Here is a 19,872-nt window from a genome sequence, read left to right as displayed (position 1 = left end):
AGCGAGGTAGTTGCATGAGCGAAGTGCGGCCACAAGGCAGACCCCACGCAGTCTGGGGCGACGAGACTGAAGTAGTGCAGCTCGCCCTCGACTGGACCTCCAAAAGAATGGTCCGCGAAACCGACCCATTTTCGACAGCACGGCCTGCGGCCGATCTGGCGGCAGCGGTGGGTCACGCGATCCGTCCGGAGGGAATCGGCGGCGCAGAAGCGCTCCGGATTTTCGACGAGATTCTCGAGCCGGCAACGCGGGCTCAAGATGACCCGCTGAACCTCGCTTACATCGCCGCCGCGCCCACACGGGCGGCAGTTGCCTTCGATCTCGTCACCAGTTCTGCCAACATTTTTGGTGGGCTCTGGGAGTCCGGTGCTGGCGCCATCTTTGCCGAGAACCAAGCACTGCAGTGGATCATCGGTCTGCTCGATTGGCCCGAGACCGCTGGCGGAACGTTCGTCTCCGGGGGCACCTCGGGCAACCTCTCGGCGCTCATGACGGCCCGCGAAACCGCCAAGACGCGTCGCGGCGGTCGCCCTGCTGGCGGCTGGCAACTCGCTTATACGTCCAACGCTCACTCTTCGATCAACTCGGCCGCGAAAGCGCTCGACGTTGATCGGGTCGATGTGCCCATCGATGACCGCGGACACATGACCGGGGCAGCCCTGCGGGCCGTTCTCGAACAGTCACCGAACGTGTTTGCCGTGGTGGCATCCGCCGGAACGACCAACGAAGGCCTCGTCGACGACCTTGCCGACATTGCCGACGTCTGCGAAGAGTTCGGTGTCTGGATGCACGTCGATGGCGCCTATGGCGGTGCGGGGCTCGCCGCCCCGAGCATCCGCCCCATCTTCGACGGCATTGAACGGGCCGACAGCTTTATCGTCGACCCGCACAAGTGGCTCTTTGCGCCGTACGACTGCTGTGCGCTGATTTATCGCGAACCCGAGCTTGCCCGGGCCGTGCACTCTCAGCACGCCAGCTATTTGGATGCCATCGACCGCAACGAATGGAACCCCAGCGAGCTCGCCCTGCACCTCTCGCGGCGCGTGCGCGGACTCCCCCTGTGGTTCAGTCTCGCCACGCACGGTACCGACAAGTATCGGGACGCGATCGAAGCCTCGGTATCGACCGCGCGTGCTGTCACCCAGGCTATCGACGAGAGCGACTACCTCGAACTCGTGCGCGAGCCCGAGCTCTCGGTACTGCTGTTTGTGCGAACCGGGTGGACGGCAGAACAGTATTCCGCCTGGTCGAAGCAAGTCGCACACGACGGCGTTATCCTCTGCGTGCCAACGAAATGGCGCGGCCAGACTGTGCTGCGGCTAGCATTCGTGAACCCTGACACCGAGGCATCCAAAGTGATGGCGGCGTTGGAGACTCTGCGCTAGGGCACGCTGCGGTAGCTTTGCTGCACGGCGATGACGCCGACCGTGCACGAAGGGCGTGACGAGATGAACACCACTGTTTCTTTGACCGAGCTTGCCGCAATGGAACTGGCGAGCGCTCTCGCTTCGAACAACGGCCGTAGCGCCGTGACGGTATGTGGTGGGCGCGATGCCCAGCTCAGACAGACAGTGATGGCTTTGCGGGCCGGTGAAGGCCTCTCGGAGCACTCAAGCCCCGGCGAAGCGACCCTTCAAGTTCTTACGGGCAGCATCACCCTGCGCACCAGCGATCAGTCGTGGCATGGAAAGGTCGGCGACCTCATGCCGATTCCCGCTGAAGTTCATGCGGTGGATGCGCTCGAAGACTGCGCATTTCTGTTGACGGTGGTGAAAGCTCAATAGGCTGCACGGCTCGCCTCCTCGCCTGCTCGGCTGCACGTAGCTCGCTAGCCGAGCTTGGCTACGCGGTCGAGGAAGGCATCCACGAGAGCCGCCGTGCGTTCTCCGGCCACGCCCTCTTCTGCCCGGGTCTGCGCGAGCATGATTTCTGGGTCTTGACCGCTCTCGATCACTTCGTTGATGCCACCCTGATCGAGCCAGCCCTCGAGAATCGCGGTGTTGAGCTCAGGATGAAATTGCACGGCGAGACTGCGGCCATACGTGAAGGCTTGCGGTGCCACCGGGTTGCGGGCGATCTCGACGGCGCCTTCGGGCATCGTCCACTGGTCGTAGTGAAACTGGAACCACGGACCGTTGGAGACCAGCGAGGTGTCATCGCTATGAATGGCGGTCCAACCGATCTCCGACTTCGCACCGCGGGCAACCGTGCCGCCGAGCGCTCGTGCGATGAGCTGGCCGCCAAAACAGATGCCCAACACCGGGATGTCCGCCTCGATGGTGGAGCGCACCCACTCCAGCTCTGGAGTCAACCAGTTGCCAATGCAGCCGTCATCCCAGGCGCCCCACGGGGCTCCCATCGGAACGACGAGGTCGTAGCCCGTGACATCCGGGAATTCAAAGTCAACGTTCGGGTTCTCGAAATTCTCTTCGGTTACAACCATGATCTCGTCGATTTCGAAGCCGCGTTCCCGCAGGCGATCCCCCACTGGGCCACTGGCGGTGACGTGATCGTGTTGCACCAAGAGGGCTCTCATCTGTGTACCTTTCAGGTAAATTTCTCGCGATGAGTGGACAGCCACACCGCTATGTGGCTTAGTATCTCACTAATCGTTCAGTGCCGAACGATTTATTTTTCGGAGGAAGAATGACTCTCGACATAGCAGCACTCCAGACAGACCTGCAGGCCAAAGGGATTGATGTTCTGCGCCTGATCTTTCCGGATGTGCTGGGCATTACCCGCTCCAAAGATCTCCTCGTCAGCCAATTGCACCGCGCGAAGTCGCCCCTGTTCTGCCAGGGCGTCTGGGTAACCACCACCGGCGGCGACGTGCTCGACGGAAACGACATCATGTCGTCTGGATTGCCCGACCTTCTCACTCAGATCGACCCGAACACCCTCACGATGATGCCGTGGGAACCCGGAGTTGCCCTCGTCGTCGGCGACGCCTTCAACCCCGACCACAGCGTCAGCGAAATTGCACCCCGTTCAGTACTGCAGAAGGTCATCGCCGAATACGCTGCCCTCGGACTCACCCCGACAGTGGGCCCCGAGCTCGAGTTCTACATCGCCAACTACGACGACGAGAACGGCTGGAGTCGCAGCCTCAGTCGCACGGGTCGCGTCTACACGACGGGCGAAAGCGTCGATCCCGGCGGCGAGTTTCTGAACCTCATGCGCATGCTCGACGGCATGGACATCGGCGTCTTCGCCGGCAACCACGAATTCAGCCCATCGCAGTACGAGATCAATCTCTGGCACAGCGAGGCACTGGATGCCGCTGACCGCACCTTCCTCTTCAAGACCGCAGTGCGCGACATCGTCGCTCGCACCGGCAAGCACGCCCTCTTCGTGGGCAAACCCTGGGACGACGAGGGTGGCAGCGGATTCCACCTGCACTTCTCGGTCGTCGACAAAGACGGCAACAACATCATGTCGGATGGCGGCTCTGGGCTCTCAGAGATGGCCAACCACATGATCGGCGGCATCCTCGAACATGCTGGCTCACTCGCAGCGCTCTCGAACCCCACCGTCAATGCCTACAAGCGCCTCGGCCCCGACACTTTGGCTCCGTACCGCGCCAACTGGGGCCACGATAACCGCAGCGCGATGCTGCGGGTACCGCCCGAGCGCGGCGCGGGCACGCGACTGGAAGTTCGCCTCGGCGACCCGGCGGCGAACCCGTATCTGCTGATCGCATCCACTCTGGCTGCTGGCCTCGATGGCATCAAGCGCAAGCTCACGGCCCCCTCAGCGGTCGAGGGTTGGGCTTACGAAGACGAATCGGCACCGATCTTGCCGATGACCCTCAACGCCGCCCTCGACGCTCTTGACGCCGACACCGTCATGCGCGAGACCATGGGCAGCACCGTCATCGACGTTTTCAGCGTACTGAAGCGTGACGAAGTGATGCGCTACGAAGATACTGTCGCCGACAAGACGACCCGCGACGTGAGCCAGTGGGAGATCGACGAGTACTTCGCCGACTACTAAGCCGGTAACGGTCGACGACACAGAAAAGCCCCGCCGAACGAATAGGCGGGGCTTTTCTGTATGCCGCCATGAGCGGCGGTGTCGGCTGCGGCAGCGAGCGGATGCCGCCGCCGCCGGGCGCTTAGATCGCCTGTGAGCGGTCTTCTACGAGTTCGCCACCGTTGAAGGTGACTCCGATCTCGCGGTAGTAGCCGCCGAGAATCTCTTGCACGGGCAGGATCGAGTGCAACTCATCCCACTGCGAGTCACCGAGGTGAAGCTCAGCATCGCCCTTCCAGGTCTCGCCGATCTCGACGTCGGTGCCGCCCATCGTGATGAGCTGGTCGAGGGACATTCCTGCATCCTTGCTGATGGAGGGCATGAAGCGGCTGTGCAGCATTTTGTGGCCGTTGACGAAACCGTTGCTTTCAGCAGGCTCGCGCAGCGTGACGACTGCCGAAGCGAGGCGGTGGTCGTAAGCCGCGATAGAGGCGCCGAACTGGCCGCCGTTCTCGAGCTTGGGGGTGGCCTTTCCCTTGTTGAAGACTCGCGTAACGGCGATGTTGCCGAGCTTCTTGGGGTAGCCCTGGAACCAACCGCGGCCGATGGCGAAGTCTTTGTTGACCCAGATCGCGACGCAGCGGCTGTAGACGATGCCCTTGTGAGAGCAGCGCACGACCATGAACGCTTCGAGGTACTGCGCGCGTACGGGGTCGAGCAGTTCGAGGCCGCCCGTGCTGCAGGACTGCCAGTCGGCCCAGACAATGGCAACGGCGCCAGGTTGTTCGGGAGCGAGGTCAATATCGTCAGGAAGGATCGCACGTACGTTGGCTGGATCGGTCAAGTACTCGACAGTGAGTAGCGTTCCCGAGTAGTACCAGGGCATCTTCGGCACGAGCGAACTTGACCCTTGCGGAGTGAGTGGAGGAAGGAATCCATTGAGTTCGGTCATGCGCCAGAGTGTAGCCCAAAACGGTTCGTATCCGAATGAATTTCTCAAAACGCTTGACTAAGACACCCTGTCTTCGCCATTGTTGAACGCAACTCGTTCGGATACGGACGAATTGATTCAGAACTCAACGAGGAGTTTCACTATGGCGCTTGACCAAAAATCCCAGGAAAGCCCCGATCGAACCCTGCGCAAAGGGCGACTCGGCGTAATCGGAATCGTCTTCTTTGTTGTGGCTGCCGCCGCACCGCTGGTCGGAATGACTGGCGCGGTGCCCGTGGCCATCGTTCTCGGTAACGGTGCAGCAGCCCCCGGCGCGTACTTGTTCGCCGGCATCGTGCTTCTCCTGTTCAGCGTCGGCTACGCTGCGATGAGCCAACGCGTCACCAATACCGGCGCCTTCTTCGCCTACGTCGGCCGTGGGCTCGGGCGCAACGCCGGCATCGCCTCGTCGTTCGTGTCGATCCTCGCTTACCTCACCATCCAGCTCGCCATCTATGGCTTCTTCGGTGGCGTCATGGCCGGCCAGGTCGGACTTCTCCCGTGGTGGGCTTGGACGCTTCTCGCGTGGCTCGTCGTCACCGGCCTCTCGCTTGCTCGCGTTGACGTCGGCGCCAAGCTGCTCGGTGTACTCATGCTCGCCGAAGTCACCGTGCTTGTCATCGCAGCCGTGGCGATCCTCGCCGATGGTGGCCCCGAGGGCCTCAACTGGGGCGCTTCCTTCTCCCCTGACCTGATTCTCGCTGGTGGCCTCGCAGGCTCCGCCGGTATCGCGTTCGCGTTCGCCTTCGCCTCCTTCATCGGCTTCGAAGCAACCGCCATCTACGGCGAAGAGAGCGTCAACCCGAAGCGTGCCGTACCGCGCGCTACCTACCTTGCTGTTGGCCTCATCACCGTGCTGTTCGCCTTCACCGCTTTCGCCCTCGTCACCGGCATGGGCGCCTCGAACGTGATCGACCAGACGCTCGAACGCTCAGGCGGTCTCGAAGACCCGGCCGCTGTGCTCTTCACCCTGGCCAGCGAATACGTCGGACCGTGGCTCGCCACGCTCATGAGCATCCTCGTGCTCTCGAGCCTGTTCGCCGGACTGCTCGCGTTCCAGAACGCCGCAAGCCGCTACCTCTTCGCCCTCGGCCGCGGTGGCGTGCTGGCGAGCTCGGTGGGAACCGTGAACGGTCGCGGAGCCCCCGGTCGTGCATCCATCATCGTGTCGATCATTAGCGGTGTTGTGATTGTGCTGTTCGCTGCGTTCCAGCTCGACCCCATCGGCAACATGTTCTTCTGGTTCAGTGGCCTCGCCGTGGTGGCAATCGTGCTGATCGAAGCGCTCGTCTGCGTGGCGATCATCCGCTTCTTCCTTCAGAACAAGGGAACCGAGAACATCTTTGTCACCATGATTGCGCCGATCCTGGCCTTCATTGGTCTCGTTCTCGCCGAGTACCTGCTGATGTCACGCTTCGGCCTGCTCGCCGGCGACCTCACGCTCGCCGCTGGAGTCGATCCGACGGTGACCGCCTTCGGCCTCAACGCCTTCGGCTGGTTCCTCGTGCTGTCGCCGTTCATCGCTTTCGTGATCGGCTACGTCGTCTCGCTCGTTCGCAAGAACCTCAACGAAGAACTGCTGCAAGACGTCATCTCCTAAATAACCAAGCGAAGGGCCCCAACACTGTGATGGTGTTGGGGCCCTTCGTGGTTAAGAGGTGTAAAGCCGGTGCTTCGAGTGGATGCCGCGGCTACGGAGTTGCGCCGGTAGCAACTGGGCGCTCCGGCTGGTTCGACCAGGCCGACCACGAACCGGGGAAGAGTGCGGGACGGAAACCGGCGACGGTGAGCGCTAGCGCGTTGTGCGCAGCAGTCACGCCTGAACCGCAGTACACGCCGACGGCACGATCGACACTCACCCCGAGCGCTTCGTAGCGCTCCCGCAGCGTCTCGGCGTCCAAGAACTGGCCATCGCCAGTGAGGTTGCCCGAAGTCGGTGCGCTAATTGCCCCGGGAATGTGACCGGCTCGCGGATCGATCGGTTCAACCTCGCCGCGGTAGCGTTCGCCTGCCCGCGCATCGAGAAGCACGCCGGTTTCGGCTAGAGCGGCAGCGTCATCCGCATCGAGAACGGGCTCGTTACCCGCGCTGAGGGTTGCGGTGCCGGGAACAACTGCGGCCAAGTCGTCGGTGCCGGTGGCGAGTGGATGCCCGGCCGCCACCCACGCGGAAAGCGCGCCATCAAGCACCTGCACGTTCTCAATGCCCATGTAGCGCAGCAGCCACCAGGCGCGGCAGGCGGCGAGGCTGTTCCAGTCGTCATAGACGACGACAGCGTCACCGTCGTTGATTCCCCAGCGGCGCACGGCGGCCTGAAACTCCTCGACCGCGGGCAGTGGATGACGCCCCTCGTGCGGTTCACCGTGACGCGCAAGCTCGGTATCGAGGTCAACGTAGACAGCACCGCGGATGTGTCCGGCTTCGTAGAGCGGCAGGCCGGCGGGCCCGCCAAGGCTCCAGCGCACGTCGAGAACGCGCACGGGGGTTCCGCCCGACTCGGCTGCGGTGAGCAGTGCGTCTAGTTCGTTCGCGGTGACGAGGGGGTGAGGCATCCGAGCTCCGATCGTGGGGAACTTCAATGATGACATTCGCAGCCGCACACGCGGGAGCAGTCTCGACCGGTACCGCCCACAACAAGGGGATGCTTAATTCCGAAATATGCTCAATAATGTGAGAGCACCGTCGCTACTGAGCGACTCCACGACCGGGGATCGAGGCCCAACCATGACGAGCACTACGGACGAATGCCCGCTGTGCACGATCTATGGTGCCCACGCGCGCTCGGGCACCAACTGGTTCCGCTGCGCGCACTGCGCCACCTCCTGGGGCACGCGGCAAGCCAGCGAAGACGATTCGCCTCCGCAGGCGCGTCACCGCTCAGTCGCGTAATCGCCCTCGCCACTCCCGCTCCTTCTCGTTTTCCCTCCTGCTCTGCAGAAATCGGGCATACGCTGAAGGCATGCTCACCCCACCTGAAGCCGCGAAGATTCCCACGGAACGCCTCCAGCATGGCGACCACTACGTCGACAATTACGAGTGGATGCGCGACAAAGAGAGCCCCGAGACCCTCGCGCACCTCCATGCCGAGAATGCCTTCACCGCTGCGCGCACGAGTCACCTCAGCGTGCTGCAAGAGCAGATCTTCGAAGAGATCAAGGGCCGCACGAAGGAGACCGACTTGAGCGTTCCGGTTCGCCGCGGCCAGTGGTGGTACTTCAGCCGCACCGAAGAGGGCAAGCAGTACCCGATCCATTGCCGCGCGCCAATTGCGGGCGACGATGACTGGACTCCCCCGACGATTGCCGAGCCTGTTGCCGGTGACGCTGGTGCTGATGCTGCCGCGGTTCCCACCACCCTTCCCGGCGAGCAGATCCTCCTCGACGACAACGTTGAAGCCGAGGGTCACGACTTCTTCAGCCTGGGCTCGTTCTCGCTGAGCGACGACGGAACGCTGCTGCTCTACGGTGTCGACATCGAGGGCGATGAACGTTACACGTTGCGCGTGCGCCAGCTTGGCGATGCGCCTGTGGCGAGCGCTGGTTCGGCTGATGCTTCCGACGCTGATGCTGTCATCCGCTTCAGCTCCGCCGATGACCTTCCGGACGAGATTCCGGGCACCGCGGGCGGCGCGCTCTTGGATGCCACGGGCAAGTACGTCTTCTATACAACGGTGGATGATGCGTGGCGCCCCGATACCGTCTGGCGCTACGAGTTGGGCACGGCTGCGGCATCCGCGGTTCAGGTGTTTCATGAGCCGGACGAAAGTTTCTGGGTGGGAGTTGGCCGTTCGCGCAGTGGCAAATATCTGGCAATCGAAGCGGGCTCGCGCCTGACGAGTGAGACGCGGCTGCTCGACACGAGCGATCCGACCGGTGAGTTCGAGGTTGTGTGGCCGCGCGAAGTCGGCGTCGAGTACGACGTTGAGCATGTGGTGGTGGGCACGCAAGATCGACTGCTGATTGTGCACAACAAGGATGCGATCAACTTCGAGCTCGTGAGCGTTGCCGCCGCCGATCCCCTCGGCGAGCGCCGCGTGATCCTCCCCCACAATGAAGCCGTGCGCCTCGAGGGTGTCGATGCCTTCAAGGACTTTGTGGCCATCGAGTACCGCCGCGAGGGTCTCACCCGCGTGGCGATTGCGATCGTTCCGAAGCATGGCGGACGCTACGAAGACATCCCGCACGAACTGAAATTCGACGACGAACTCTTCACCGTGGGCCTCAGTTCCAACCCCGAATGGAATCAGCCGAGCATCCGTCTCAGCTATGGCAGTTTCGTCACCCCGACGATCGTGTACGACTACCTCGTGGATGACAACGAACTGGTCGTGCGTAAACAGCAGCCGGTGCTTGGTCACTTCGAACCCGCACTATACACGCAGCGTCGGGAGTGGGCCACCGCGTCCGACGGCACTCGGGTGCCGATCTCGCTCGTCTACCGCAACGACCTCGTGGTGCCTGGAACGCCGGCGCCGACCGTGCTCTACGGCTATGGCTCGTACGAGATCAGCATCGACCCGGGCTTCACAGTCGGCCGCCTGAGCCTGCTCGACCGCGGCATGGTGTTCGCTGTCGCGCACGTGCGCGGTGGTGGTGAGCTGGGTCGCACGTGGTACGAGGGCGGCAAGAAACTCCATAAGCGCAACACGTTCACCGACTTTGTCGCGTGCGCCCGTCACCTCATCGACATCGATGTCACGTCGAGCGATCGTCTCGTTGCGGAGGGCGGTAGCGCGGGTGGCCTGCTCATGGGTGCCGTCGCGAACCTTGCCCCGCAACTCTTCTCGGGCATCCTCGCGGTTGTTCCGTTTGTTGACCCGCTCACGTCGATCCTCGACCCCTCACTGCCACTGACGGTCATCGAGTGGGATGAGTGGGGCGACCCCCTCCACAACGAGGAGGTGTATCACTACATGAAGTCGTACTCCCCCATTGAGAACGTGCACGACACGCACTACCCCCGCATCCTCGCGGTGACCTCGCTCAACGACACCCGCGTGCTCTACGTCGAGCCCGCCAAATGGGTTGCTCGACTGCGTGAGGTGGGCGCGGATGCTCTGCTCAAGACCGAGATGGCGGCGGGCCACGGCGGCGTCTCCGGCCGCTACGACGCCTGGCGCGAGCGTGCCTTCAACTACGCCTGGATGGTGGACGTGACGCGCTCGTCAGCGCACTGATCGGTCGGGCCCAGCTCGTGAACTAGCGAGCTAGGCAGACCACCACTCGTCGTACATCGAAACGGGCACCGTGCGCTTGTGACGAGTGTTGAGGTACTTCTGCTCGATGTCGGCAGCGGCCTCGGCGGGCACGTCGAGGCCCTCGAGGTAGTCGTCGATGTGCTCGTAGGTGACACCGAGGTTGGCTTCGTCGGCTTGGCCTGGTGTGTGGTCGAGTAGGTCTGCGGTCGGCACCTTTTCGTACAGTCGCTCGGGAGCCTCGAGGTGGATGAGGAGCTGCTTGCCTTGACGCTTGGTGAGGCCGGTGAGGGGCAGCACGTCAGCGCCACCATCGCCGAACTTGGTGAAGAAGCCCGTGACTGCTTCGGCCGCGTGGTCGGTGCCGACCACAAGGTAGCCGAGCTGCCCGGCGATGGCGTATTGCGCCACCATGCGCTCGCGTGCCTTCACGTTGCCCTTGTTGAAGTCGGTAATCGGCTCGCCCATCGCATCCGCAAACTCGGCGGCAATGCCGTCGACGGCACGCTGGATGTTGAAGGTCACTTCGCGGTCTGCCTCGATGAAGTCGAGCGCCAGTTGCGCATCGTCTTCGTCGCGCTGCACTCCGTGCGGCAGTCGCACCGCCACGAACTGCGCTTCGACACCGTCCGCGCGCAATTCGGTCACCGCGAGTTGGCAGAGTCGCCCGGCAAGTGATGAGTCTTGACCGCCGCTAATGCCCAGCACGAGCCCCTTGGCGTGGGATGCCTTGAGGTATTCCTTGAGGAACTCGATGCGCCGACGAATTTGCCCAGCGGGGTCAATTGTGGGCTGAGTGTTCAACTCGGAAATGATGCGGGCCTGCAACGATGTCATGCATTAAACCTAACCCCGCCCGGTGTCATTAGGATTGTTCATTTATGCCGCGCCGCAGACTCTCGGCGGGTTAGCCTGAAACTGTTACGCCCACGAAACACAGGAGCCCCGGATGATCGATCAACTACTTCGCCCCAAGATTGCGTTTTGGACCGGAGCGGCCCTCACCCTCGCGAGCTTCATCGTGTTCAACTTCTTTCTTCCCACGCTGTATCTCGTCATCGAGGGAATCAACTTTCCCATGACTCAGCAGTTCGTCGGGATCCTCACTTCAGGGCTCGACACGATTGGCCAGCTTGCCCGCATGTTCGGTCCGCTACTGATCGTGGGCGCACTCGTCATGCTGAAGATCGAGCGCTCGTCAGGAGCATCTCACCCGAGCTAGCTCAGCTCTTGCGCAATCTCCCACGGCAGCCCCGACGGGTCGAGAAACACGGCAGTACGACGACCCCAAGGGCGATCCATGGGGCCATTGACGAGCTCGACGCCGCGTTCGCGGGCAGCAGCGCACGCGGCATCCACGTCGGGCACATTCACGGTGAGCATGACGGATGCCGCAGCGCCCGGCTGCGCCACAGCGGCGGGCCCGATCATGTCGTCGGCCTCGCTGCGCGCCAACAGGTTCACGATGAGCGCCCCGATCTGGAACATGCACGAGCCACCTTCTTCGAAGATGATCGTCGCCGAGAATACGGTCGAGTAGAACTCGCGCCCCGCCGCGACGTCATCCACGAAGACGGTGATTGCTTCGACGTTATCGAGGGCAGATTCCATCGCAGTGCTCCTTCTGCGACCGCTACCCCACCCGCTGTGGAGCGCGGCGGCGCTAGAAGCTAATTCTTACTCGCGTTACTCACCCCGGCAACCCTGTTAATCACATTCCAGAGCGCGCGCTGACCTTCCACATTCGTGAAGTGGCTCATCGTCATGGAGGTGACGGGGCCGGTCATCTTGGTGGCGGGCGATGCGAAGAATTGGCCAGTCACGCCATCCGGCATCTCGATCACGGTGAGGTAGCGGGCGGCGGCCGTGGGCACACTGTGCCACATGCTCGGCATGAGCTTCATGATCGGCAGCATGACGCGGCGCATGATGGCCGGCATCTCGCGCGATGCTTTCGTGTCGGGGGTGTTGCCCGGTGAGACGGCATTGACGGTCATGCCGGCGGGCAGCCGGGTGGCGAGCTCCTTAGCCCACCAGACCGCAAAGGTCTTCGCCGTCGCGTACTGGGTTCCGTTGGCGAACTTCACTGGCTTGTCGACGCGAAGAATGGCCTCAATGGCGCGTTCGAGATCGCCGTCGAAGGATGCCGCAGCCAGCGCCTGAACATCAATATTCGAGAAGGTGGGAACATCTCCTCGCGCGGCTTCCGATCCGGCAATGATGATGCGCGCGCTGGGGCTCAACAGCTCAGCGCGGAGCAAGTGCGAAGTCAGGGCGTGGTGCCCGGTAATGGTTGCCGACATGATCTGCTCGATGCCGCGTGCGGTGCGCCGCAGCGCACTGGTCGCGGCGACTCCCGCGTTAAGGATGAGTGCGTCAATCGGGTTTCCTGCGGCGACGAGTGCCTGCGCGGCGTTATCGATGGAGGTGAAGTCATCGAGGTCGAGCGCGAGTGGCACGAATTGTGCCCCGGGCACGCGAGCCAGAAGGGCGTCACGGGCTTCGTCTGCTTTCGCGAGAGTGCGGGCGGCAACGACGATGCGGCCATAGCCTGCCTCGGCGAGCTGAGCGGAGGCTTCCCAGCCGACTCCGGAGCTCGCACCCGTGACGAGAGCGGTTTTTGCGGCGTTGGCGTTCATCGATCGTCCTTTTGCGTATGTTTGAAACCAAACAGTACCATTGCATCTCCTTTTGGTACCACTGGGTTTCAAATGGGAAGGCTCGCGCGTATAGTGAAGGCATGAGCACCCACACCGGCACCACAGCGGGTCGCCCGCGCGCCTTCGATGCCGACGCCGTGCTCGGCCAACTCACCGACCTGTTCTGGCAGCAAGGGTACCGACACACCTCGCTCAGCGACATCGTCGAAGCCAGCGGCGTGCACAAGCCCAGCCTCTACCGCACCTTTGGCGACAAAGAGCAGCTCTTCGCGACCGTGCTGCGCCGCTACCTCGCCGAGCGCGAGCAACACCTCTCCAGCATGCGCGCGATGGCCGGGCCAGGAATCGCCGGCATCCACACGTTCTTCGATCTCTTCGAAGAGTTCGCGCTCTCCGAAAGCGGCAGTCGAGGCTGCCTCGCTGTCACCGCGAGCGACGAACTGCGGGGCACCGCTCCGGGCTTTGAAGACTTCTCGCTCAAGTACCGCGAGCTCATGACCTCTCAGATGACAGCTCTTGCCGCTCTTGCTCTTCCCGAGAATGCTCCGGATGCTGCGCTCACGAGCCAGCGCGCCGAACTACTCTCGACGCTCATCCTCGGTCTTCAAGTCACGATTCGCTCGCAGGCTGACGCCGCGCAACTGCGCTCTGTGTTTGCCGCCATTCACGCGCTCGTCGACACTTGGAAGTAGCGCGCGCTCACACACGAGCCATGCGCCGCACCCACGGAGCGACGAGGACCGCACCGGCGCTCAGACGCCGCCTTAGCGACGCTGAGCGCTGAGACGAGCCGACCCCAGCAGGAGCGCTCCGGCCGCGAGCAGTAGCCCGCCGACGGAGATGCCAGCCACGGGGCTTGACCCCGTGTTCGCCAAGCTAGCGGTCGTCGAGCCGAGAACAGCCGCGGGCGCGACGTAGCGAACGGTTGCCACGTTCGATTCGACCGTCAGCTGGTCGGTGGCTACGGTAGCGACGTTCGAGATGTCACTCCCGACAGCCGCCACAATCGCGGTAGCTGTGCAGGTTGCTTCAGTTCCGGGCGCAAGTTGCGCCGGCACGGTGCTGCAGTCGATCGAGATCCCCGGAACAGTTCCGGCAACAGCTACTCCGCTGAGCGTGACGTTTCCGTCGTTGAGCAGCCCGATGTCGAACGTCAGAGTCTCCCCCAGTTCTGAGAACGTGGAGGTCGCGGCGGTCTGCGTCGCCGTCAGCACTACGTTCTGGTTCACCGCGGTCGTCGCACTTGCAGGCTCCGAGGTCACGGTCTCGCCCCACGCGATTCCCGAGACTGTGGCCGTGTTCACAAACGAGCCGGCGTTGATATCGAGTTGCGTCACTGCGTGTTCGCCCGTGCACGTCATCGTTGTGGTGAGCGAGGTCGAGGGGCACGACACGTTCTGCGCACCTGCGTCAACAATCGCGACGCTGCTCAGAGGCAGTGAACCGTCATTGGTCAACCCAAATTGATACTGGATGAGGTCGCCCACTTCAGACGGACCCGCCGGCAGCGGCGTCGAGGTCTTTACGACGCTCAGTGCTGCAGTGCCGTCAACAATCGAGGGGCCCACAAAACTGGTGCCCTCATTCGAAGCATCGCCCGTGGCATCTTCGTCGCCCACGATGACAACCATTCGCGTGACCGGAGTGTTGAGGTCAGCGACGAAACCGATCCACCGGGTGCTGCGGTTGCCGCATCCAGTGCTGGAGTTAGAGCACGTCGATTGGTCGCCTGCCGGCTCAATCTCTGCTTCAGAAAGCAGGGAGCCGTCGCCGTCATAGAGTCGCAGCAGCGCTGGAACGCCCAGGCCGTCCGTGCGCGTTTCGAGGTCGCCGAACCAAGCACCAAAGGCGAGCGCCCCAGTGCCACCGAACGTGAACTCGATACCGTCCCGCGTGTTCGCCTCTTGAGAGTTGCCACCCGATTCGCCGTAGGTGAAGCCGTTCGCGTCGTCGCAGTCAGTGTTTCCCAGAATCACATCGGGGCGCGGTGCACTGCTCTGCAGGGTACGGCCGCTGCCGGTGCACTGCGCAATCCCCTGCGACGGGCTGACACCCACGTAGGTCGGCGCGAGGCCGAGCGTGTACATCGAACGTTCGACCGAGATGGTGGTGCCCGCAACACTCGTCGCGATCACTCCGGAAAGTTCTGAATTCTCTACTCCCGCGATAGCCAGTGGTGCAGGCACGGTTGCGCCGCGTGCTGTGATCGCGGCACCCCAGGCGTCACGCAGCAGCGACGCACTCGCGCGGCCCGCAATATTGTTGCCGCTCACTTCATCCGAAATGTGAACATACGTAGCGGCGGATGCCGGGGTTGCGATCAGAGTGACCGCAGCCAGAGAGGCTACCGCCGCCATCATTGCCGCGCGCAAGCCGCGCGAACGAAGCGCTGTGCTGCGCTCGGGAGCGCGACGCGTCGCCACAGAGTTCTGGAATAGGTAAAACACTCGGGTAAGCCTTAAAAACTGGTCTGACGCTGAACGGGATTTCGCGCCATCGGGTGTGCAGAACGGGATTTATTTCTGCGTTTTCAGGCTACTAGTCTGGTGAATCGAGCGCACCACCCCAGTCTGCGTGGGGCTTCGCACGTAGTGACAACTCTCGCTGCCAGCAAGGCACAGGCCTTCACGCGAACACCGTTAACGCAAAAGTCCCGGTCTCTTTCGAGACCGGGACTTTTTACGTGGTTGCGGGGACAGGATTTGAACCTGCGACCTCTGGGTTATGAGCCCAGCGAGCTACCGAACTGCTCCACCCCGCGGCGTGCTTAAAGACTAACACAGGGTGAACGGCTCAAAAACCGAACTCAGCGGGCTCACAGTCTGCTGCGGCCCGCTGAGTCAGAATTTGCTATTCGGTTGCGGCGATTGCCCGCTCGATGGCGTCGACCATTGCCTGGTCAGCCTCGGCTGCAGCAACGAGATCGTTCGCTGCATACGCGGCGTTACGATCAGCGAGCGCTGCCTTGTAGTCAGCAAGGGCGCTGTCGAGCGCAGCGTTGTCGCTAGGCGTTCCGGGGTCAACCGGAGCGTCAGGGTCGACGGGCTCGTCGGGGTCCACGACAGGAGCGTCAGGATCGACTTCTACGTCACCGTCGCCGGCCTCGGCACCTGAGTCACCGCCGAAGAGGGAATCCAGCGCCTCATCGAGAGTGTCCTCGAAAGCGATTTCGTCACCGAACGATACGAGCACCTTGCGCAGCAGCGGGTACTGAGTTCCGCTGGTCGACTGCACATAGACGGGCTGCACGTAGAGCAGTCCTCCACCAACGGGCAGTGTCAGCAGGTTACCGAGTCTGACCTCGGTGTCACCACGCTGCAAGAGCGCCAGCTGGTTGGCCACGATCGTGTCGGTGTTGAAGCTGTTCTGCACCTGACCGGGGCCGGGAACCGTGTCTTGCTTCGGCAGGTTCAACAGCGTGAGCTTGCCGTAGTCAGGGCCGGCATCCGAGTTGGCCGTCAGATAGCCGGTAAGAACGCTTCGACTCGCGTCAGCAGTTCCCTTCGGAATGAAGGTGGAATACAGCGTGAATGCGGGGTCATCCGTTCCCGGAACCTGCATCGTCAGGTAGTACGGCGGCTGAGTCGAACCCGTAGTCGATACCGGGTCTTCTGGGCTTACCCACTGGTCGTCGCTCGAGTAGAACGAGCCAGCATCCGTGACGTGGTACGAACCAAGAATCTCGCGCTGAACCTTGAACAGGTCAGCGGGGTAGCGAACGTGATCCAGCAGCTCGACGCTCATCTCGTCTTGCGCAAGAAGCGTGTTCGGGAAGATCTTGTTCCAGGTCTGCAGAACAGGGTCTTCGTCATCCCACGCATACAGCTTCACCGAACCGTCATAGGCATCAACGGTCGCCTTGACCGAGTTGCGGATGTAGTTGATGTCGTCGAGCGCAAACTGCGGCGCCGGCGTGTAGGTGTCAGCAATCGCGCTGGAGAGCTGCTCAACCTGCGAGTACGGGTAGTTAGCGCCCGTGGTGTAGCCGTCGACGATCCAGACGATACGACCATCCACGATGGCCGGGTACACGTCACTGTCGATCGTGAGGTACGGCGCAACCTTCTGCACACGCTCGCTGGGCTCACGGTCGTACAGAATCTGCGACTCGCTCGTCACGTCAGACGACAAGAAGATCTGCTCCGACTGGAACTTCACGGCGTAAACGAGCTTCTTGAAGATGTTGTCGAGCAACGGTCCACCGTCACCGCTGAAGGTGGTGGTGGCGTTCTGGTTGCTGTCTTCTCCACCTGAGGGGAAGTCGAGCTCGATGTCATCTGCACCCTCTGGGGCGCCCACGATCGAGTAGTCCGGTGAATTCTCACCGAAGTACACGCGAGGCTCGAATTCGCCAAGCTCTCCGGTGCTCGGGATGCCCGACTGCAAGAAGACCGGCTGACCATCAGCAGCACGCTGGTTACCGAATGCTGCAACCACGCCATAGCCGTGGGTGTAGACGACAGCGTTGTTGTACCAGGACTGCGACTCACCAAGACCGGACTGGTTGAGCTCACGAACGGCAATCACCGTGTCTTGAGTTTCGCCATCGATCTCGTAGCGGTCGACGTCCAAGTGGCTACCGAATTGGTAGTACTGCTTGAACTGCTCGAGCTGCGCGAAGGCCTGAGGCGCAATGGCAGGGTCGAGAATACGAATGTTCGCCGTGGTCGTGGCGTCTTCGCGGAGTGCACCCGACTCAGCGTCGGTCGTGGCGCTATAGGGAATTTCTGCGACATCCGCGACGCCATAGGCATCACGCGTCGCTTCAATACTTCGATCAATATACTCGGACTCGTAGGTACGCGCGTTGGGGTCTACCTGGAAGCGCTGAACGATCCACGGGTAGAGGTTTCCGACGACGAGACCGCTGATGAGTAGCAGTGCCGTACCGATCATCGGCAAACGCCAGCGGCCGATGATGGCCGTGACGATGAAGAGGATGGCAACGATGGCGGCAATGCCGGCGAGAATCGCCCGGCCAGGAATCGTTGCGTTCGCTTCGGTGTAGCTCGCACCGGTCTGCAGGAAGCCCTGGCTGGTGGAGTACAGCGTCGTGTACTGGTCAAGCCAAATGCTCAGAGCCTGCAGTGCGAAGAAGAGCCCCGCAGTGATCGCGAGCTGAATACGTGCGGAACGCGAAATACGAACTTCGCGGCCGTGGACGCTCAGAGCGCCGTAGAGGTAACTCGTGGCGAGCGCGCCGAGGAACGAGATGATCAGCACTGCCGAAGCAAAGCCGACAACAGCGTGGTACATCGGCAGCTCATAGAAGTAGAACGAGATGTCCAAGCCGAACTGCGGGTCGGTTGTGCCGAACGAGCTGCGGTTCAACCACTGCAGCGCAACGGGCCAGGCGCTTGCCGACGAAACACCGCCGAACACGCCGAGCAGAACCGGGATGCCAACCATAGCGAGCTTGCGCAGTGGTTCAACGACCTGCTGGTAGCCCTCCAATTGCGCATTGAGTTTCGCGTAGATGGGGCGGGCGCGGAATGCGACCAGAAGGCTGACGCCTACGGGAACCGCCATGGCGACAAAGCCGATGGCGAACATTACGGCGGTTGCAATCCACTGAGTGGTGAGAACCTCCAGATAGCCGGTCTGGCTAAACCAGAGAACATCGGCGTAGAGGCTCGAGAACATGAAGAAGGCGATCACGATAACGGCGAGAATTATCGCCGTAATCGTAAATGCAGACCTCGTCTTGCTCGTCGGGGCTTGTTGGGTTTGGCTCGACACAGTACTTCGCTCCTGAAATTGGGGGCCTAGCGGTATCTTAAAGGTCTTTCATGGGCGTAGGGCTGATGATCGCTCTCAGCGTGACTACCTCAGCGAGCGGTTACTGGTCGGTGCACGACGGCAGCCCGGCGCCACCGAGGCCACCGCGGATGCTCGCGAGCGCAACCAATGCGTCGTTGAGGTCGTCAATTGCGTACACCGTGAGCCCCTTGGGGGTGTTTCCTGCGACTTCGTCGCAGTTCTCAACCGGTGCAAAGAAGAAGTCGGCTCCGGCCGCACTTGCTCCATACATTTTTTGTTGGATGCCACCGATCGGGCCGACATCGCCCGTTGCGGTGATCGTTCCGGTGCCCGCAACTTCGTGGCCACCGTTGATGGCGCCGGGAGTGAGCTTGTCGATGATTCCAAGCGCGAACATCATGCCGGCGCTGGGGCCGCCCACGTTTTCGAGCTGAATCTTGACGTCGACCGGGAAGTTGTATTCGCTACCGACAATCACACCGATGATGGCGATGGGATCTTCGCCCTCGCTCAATTCGGGGGTGATCTCTACCGTGAGTTCTTCGCCCTCGCGTTCGAAAACAACGTCGGCGGGAGTGCTCGTGCCGTTGGCGGCGATAGTGTCGCGCAAGCCCGCAACGTCAGCGAAGGACTCGCCGTTGACGGTGCGGATGATGTCGCCCGCCTGCAGCACGCCATCCGAAGGACCACCATCGGAGGTCTCGGCGACGGTGAGAGTGGCATCAAACTCGTAGTCCAGATTGGCGAGAGCGGCCGCGATCGCTTCTTGCTGCGACGTCTCCATCTGAACTTGACCGGCCTCGGTCGATTCTTCGACCGTGACGCCCACCGGGTACACGGCTTCAACCGGCACGATGGCGCGGCTGCGGTCGAAGTAGGCAGCGCCGATCTCGAACCAGCTCAAGGGAGAATCGGGGTTACCGCGCACATTGACGGTCAACATATCGAGCGCGCCCTCAGTGGGATACGTCGTTTCGACCGGAATCTGGATGAGCGGCACGAGGGCACCCTCGATCTCAACGTCACCCAAGGTGTCGTAGACCGGGCCCGGCTGCTCGATGATGTAGGGCGAAGGAACCAGAGTCGCCAGTAACGTTCCAACGAGTGCGACGCTCAGAATCAGCCATCCCAGCCACCCGCTTCGGGCGCGACGTGATGACGGTTCGGGTCGATTATCAATAAACAGGGCCACCTAGATCCTTACGGGGTGGGGAGCGGTGTTCGCCACAGGCGCACGGTAAGAGTCACTAGCCTAGGTCAAAACTCAGCCGCGCACGGCATCGAGCGGCTAGCGT

17 protein-coding genes and 1 tRNA gene are annotated in these 19,872 nt (G+C 62.2%); 8 read left to right on the top strand and 10 right to left on the bottom strand.

Annotated elements, in window-relative coordinates; all coding sequences use genetic code 11:
- Positions 1–74: 74 nt before the first annotated feature.
- Together CLV85_RS11705 and CLV85_RS11700 are read left to right on the top strand one after the other, a co-directional pair.
- On the top strand, positions 75–1,385 hold the full coding sequence (locus CLV85_RS11705) for a pyridoxal phosphate-dependent decarboxylase family protein (protein WP_229820590.1): 1,311 nt from the start codon (positions 75–77) through the stop codon (positions 1,383–1,385).
- Positions 1,386–1,448: 63 nt separating this feature from the next.
- Entirely contained in the window at positions 1,449–1,784 is a 336-nt protein-coding gene (locus tag CLV85_RS11700) for a cupin domain-containing protein (protein ID WP_100389898.1), read from the top strand.
- Positions 1,785–1,828: 44 nt separating this feature from the next.
- On the opposite strand, the gene CLV85_RS11695 is transcribed toward CLV85_RS11700, so the two are convergent.
- Positions 1,829–2,536 (bottom strand): type 1 glutamine amidotransferase, encoded by a 708-nt coding sequence (locus CLV85_RS11695; RefSeq protein WP_100389793.1) that lies wholly within the window; start codon positions 2,534–2,536, stop codon positions 1,829–1,831.
- Positions 2,537–2,646: 110 nt separating this feature from the next.
- Here CLV85_RS11695 and CLV85_RS11690 point away from each other — a divergent pair, with 110 nt between their 5' ends.
- A complete protein-coding gene (locus CLV85_RS11690; RefSeq protein WP_100389792.1) occupies positions 2,647–3,993 on the top strand; it encodes a glutamine synthetase family protein in 1,347 nt (448 codons plus the stop codon).
- A gap of 121 nt (positions 3,994–4,114) precedes the next feature.
- Here CLV85_RS11690 and CLV85_RS11685 read toward each other — a convergent pair whose 3' ends face one another.
- The gene (locus CLV85_RS11685) at positions 4,115–4,924 is read right to left on the bottom strand and encodes an acetoacetate decarboxylase family protein (RefSeq protein WP_100389791.1); all 810 of its coding nucleotides are present in this window, start codon (positions 4,922–4,924) and stop codon (positions 4,115–4,117) included.
- Positions 4,925–5,066: 142 nt separating this feature from the next.
- Here CLV85_RS11685 and CLV85_RS11680 point away from each other — a divergent pair, with 142 nt between their 5' ends.
- Positions 5,067–6,563, top strand: a complete 1,497-nt coding sequence (locus tag CLV85_RS11680) for an APC family permease (protein WP_100389790.1) — start codon at positions 5,067–5,069, stop codon at positions 6,561–6,563.
- Positions 6,564–6,654: 91 nt separating this feature from the next.
- Here the strand turns inward: CLV85_RS11680 and CLV85_RS11675 are convergent, their stop codons facing one another.
- Positions 6,655–7,515 (bottom strand): sulfurtransferase, encoded by an 861-nt coding sequence (locus tag CLV85_RS11675; protein WP_100389897.1) that lies wholly within the window; start codon positions 7,513–7,515, stop codon positions 6,655–6,657.
- Positions 7,516–7,687: 172 nt separating this feature from the next.
- On the opposite strand from CLV85_RS11675, the gene CLV85_RS13450 reads away from it, so the two are divergent.
- On the top strand, positions 7,688–7,852 hold the full coding sequence (locus CLV85_RS13450) for a hypothetical protein (protein WP_158592998.1): 165 nt from the start codon (positions 7,688–7,690) through the stop codon (positions 7,850–7,852).
- Positions 7,853–7,922: 70 nt separating this feature from the next.
- Positions 7,923–10,139 (top strand): S9 family peptidase, encoded by a 2,217-nt coding sequence (locus tag CLV85_RS11670; RefSeq protein ID WP_100389789.1) that lies wholly within the window; start codon positions 7,923–7,925, stop codon positions 10,137–10,139.
- A 30-nt stretch (positions 10,140–10,169) separates the two neighbouring features.
- Here CLV85_RS11670 and nadE read toward each other — a convergent pair whose 3' ends face one another.
- Complete coding sequence (nadE, locus tag CLV85_RS11665; RefSeq protein WP_100389788.1) at positions 10,170–10,994, bottom strand: ammonia-dependent NAD(+) synthetase; 825 nt, start codon at positions 10,992–10,994, stop codon at positions 10,170–10,172.
- Positions 10,995–11,106: 112 nt separating this feature from the next.
- Here nadE and CLV85_RS11660 point away from each other — a divergent pair, with 112 nt between their 5' ends.
- Entirely contained in the window at positions 11,107–11,379 is a 273-nt protein-coding gene (locus tag CLV85_RS11660; RefSeq protein ID WP_100389787.1) for a hypothetical protein, read from the top strand.
- Here CLV85_RS11660 and CLV85_RS11655 read toward each other — a convergent pair.
- Positions 11,376–11,768, bottom strand: a complete 393-nt coding sequence (locus tag CLV85_RS11655; protein WP_100389786.1) for a VOC family protein — start codon at positions 11,766–11,768, stop codon at positions 11,376–11,378. The two genes, CLV85_RS11660 and CLV85_RS11655, sit on opposite strands and share 4 nt — an antisense overlap.
- Positions 11,769–11,827: 59 nt before the next feature.
- Positions 11,828–12,796 carry an SDR family NAD(P)-dependent oxidoreductase gene (locus CLV85_RS11650; RefSeq protein ID WP_100389785.1) on the bottom strand — a complete coding sequence of 323 codons (969 nt, stop codon included), beginning with the start codon at positions 12,794–12,796 and terminating at the stop codon, positions 11,828–11,830.
- A 101-nt stretch (positions 12,797–12,897) separates the two neighbouring features.
- On the opposite strand from CLV85_RS11650, the gene CLV85_RS11645 reads away from it, so the two are divergent.
- A complete protein-coding gene (locus CLV85_RS11645) occupies positions 12,898–13,509 on the top strand; it encodes a TetR/AcrR family transcriptional regulator (RefSeq protein WP_100389784.1) in 612 nt (203 codons plus the stop codon).
- Between the two features lie 72 nt (positions 13,510–13,581).
- Here the strand turns inward: CLV85_RS11645 and CLV85_RS11640 are convergent, their stop codons facing one another.
- The 4 genes from CLV85_RS11640 to CLV85_RS11625 all read right to left on the bottom strand — a co-directional run bounded on the left by CLV85_RS11640 (position 13,582) and on the right by CLV85_RS11625 (position 19,769).
- Positions 13,582–15,264 carry a DUF7507 domain-containing protein gene (locus tag CLV85_RS11640; RefSeq protein ID WP_121626145.1) on the bottom strand — a complete coding sequence of 561 codons (1,683 nt, stop codon included), beginning with the start codon at positions 15,262–15,264 and terminating at the stop codon, positions 13,582–13,584.
- Positions 15,265–15,501: 237 nt separating this feature from the next.
- Positions 15,502–15,578, bottom strand: a tRNA-Met gene (locus tag CLV85_RS11635).
- An 89-nt stretch (positions 15,579–15,667) separates the two neighbouring features.
- Entirely contained in the window at positions 15,668–18,556 is a 2,889-nt protein-coding gene (locus tag CLV85_RS11630) for a UPF0182 family membrane protein (RefSeq protein ID WP_189621944.1), read from the bottom strand.
- A 100-nt stretch (positions 18,557–18,656) separates the two neighbouring features.
- The gene (locus CLV85_RS11625) at positions 18,657–19,769 is read right to left on the bottom strand and encodes a YlbL family protein (RefSeq protein WP_100389782.1); all 1,113 of its coding nucleotides are present in this window, start codon (positions 19,767–19,769) and stop codon (positions 18,657–18,659) included.
- Positions 19,770–19,872: the final 103 nt, after the last annotated feature.

This window comes from Salinibacterium amurskyense (assembly GCF_002797685.1).
Classification (GTDB): Bacteria; Actinomycetota; Actinomycetes; order Actinomycetales; family Microbacteriaceae; genus Rhodoglobus; species Rhodoglobus amurskyensis.
The sequence above is the reverse complement of the archived record's forward strand: the minus strand, read 5'-3'. Positions and strand labels throughout refer to the sequence as shown.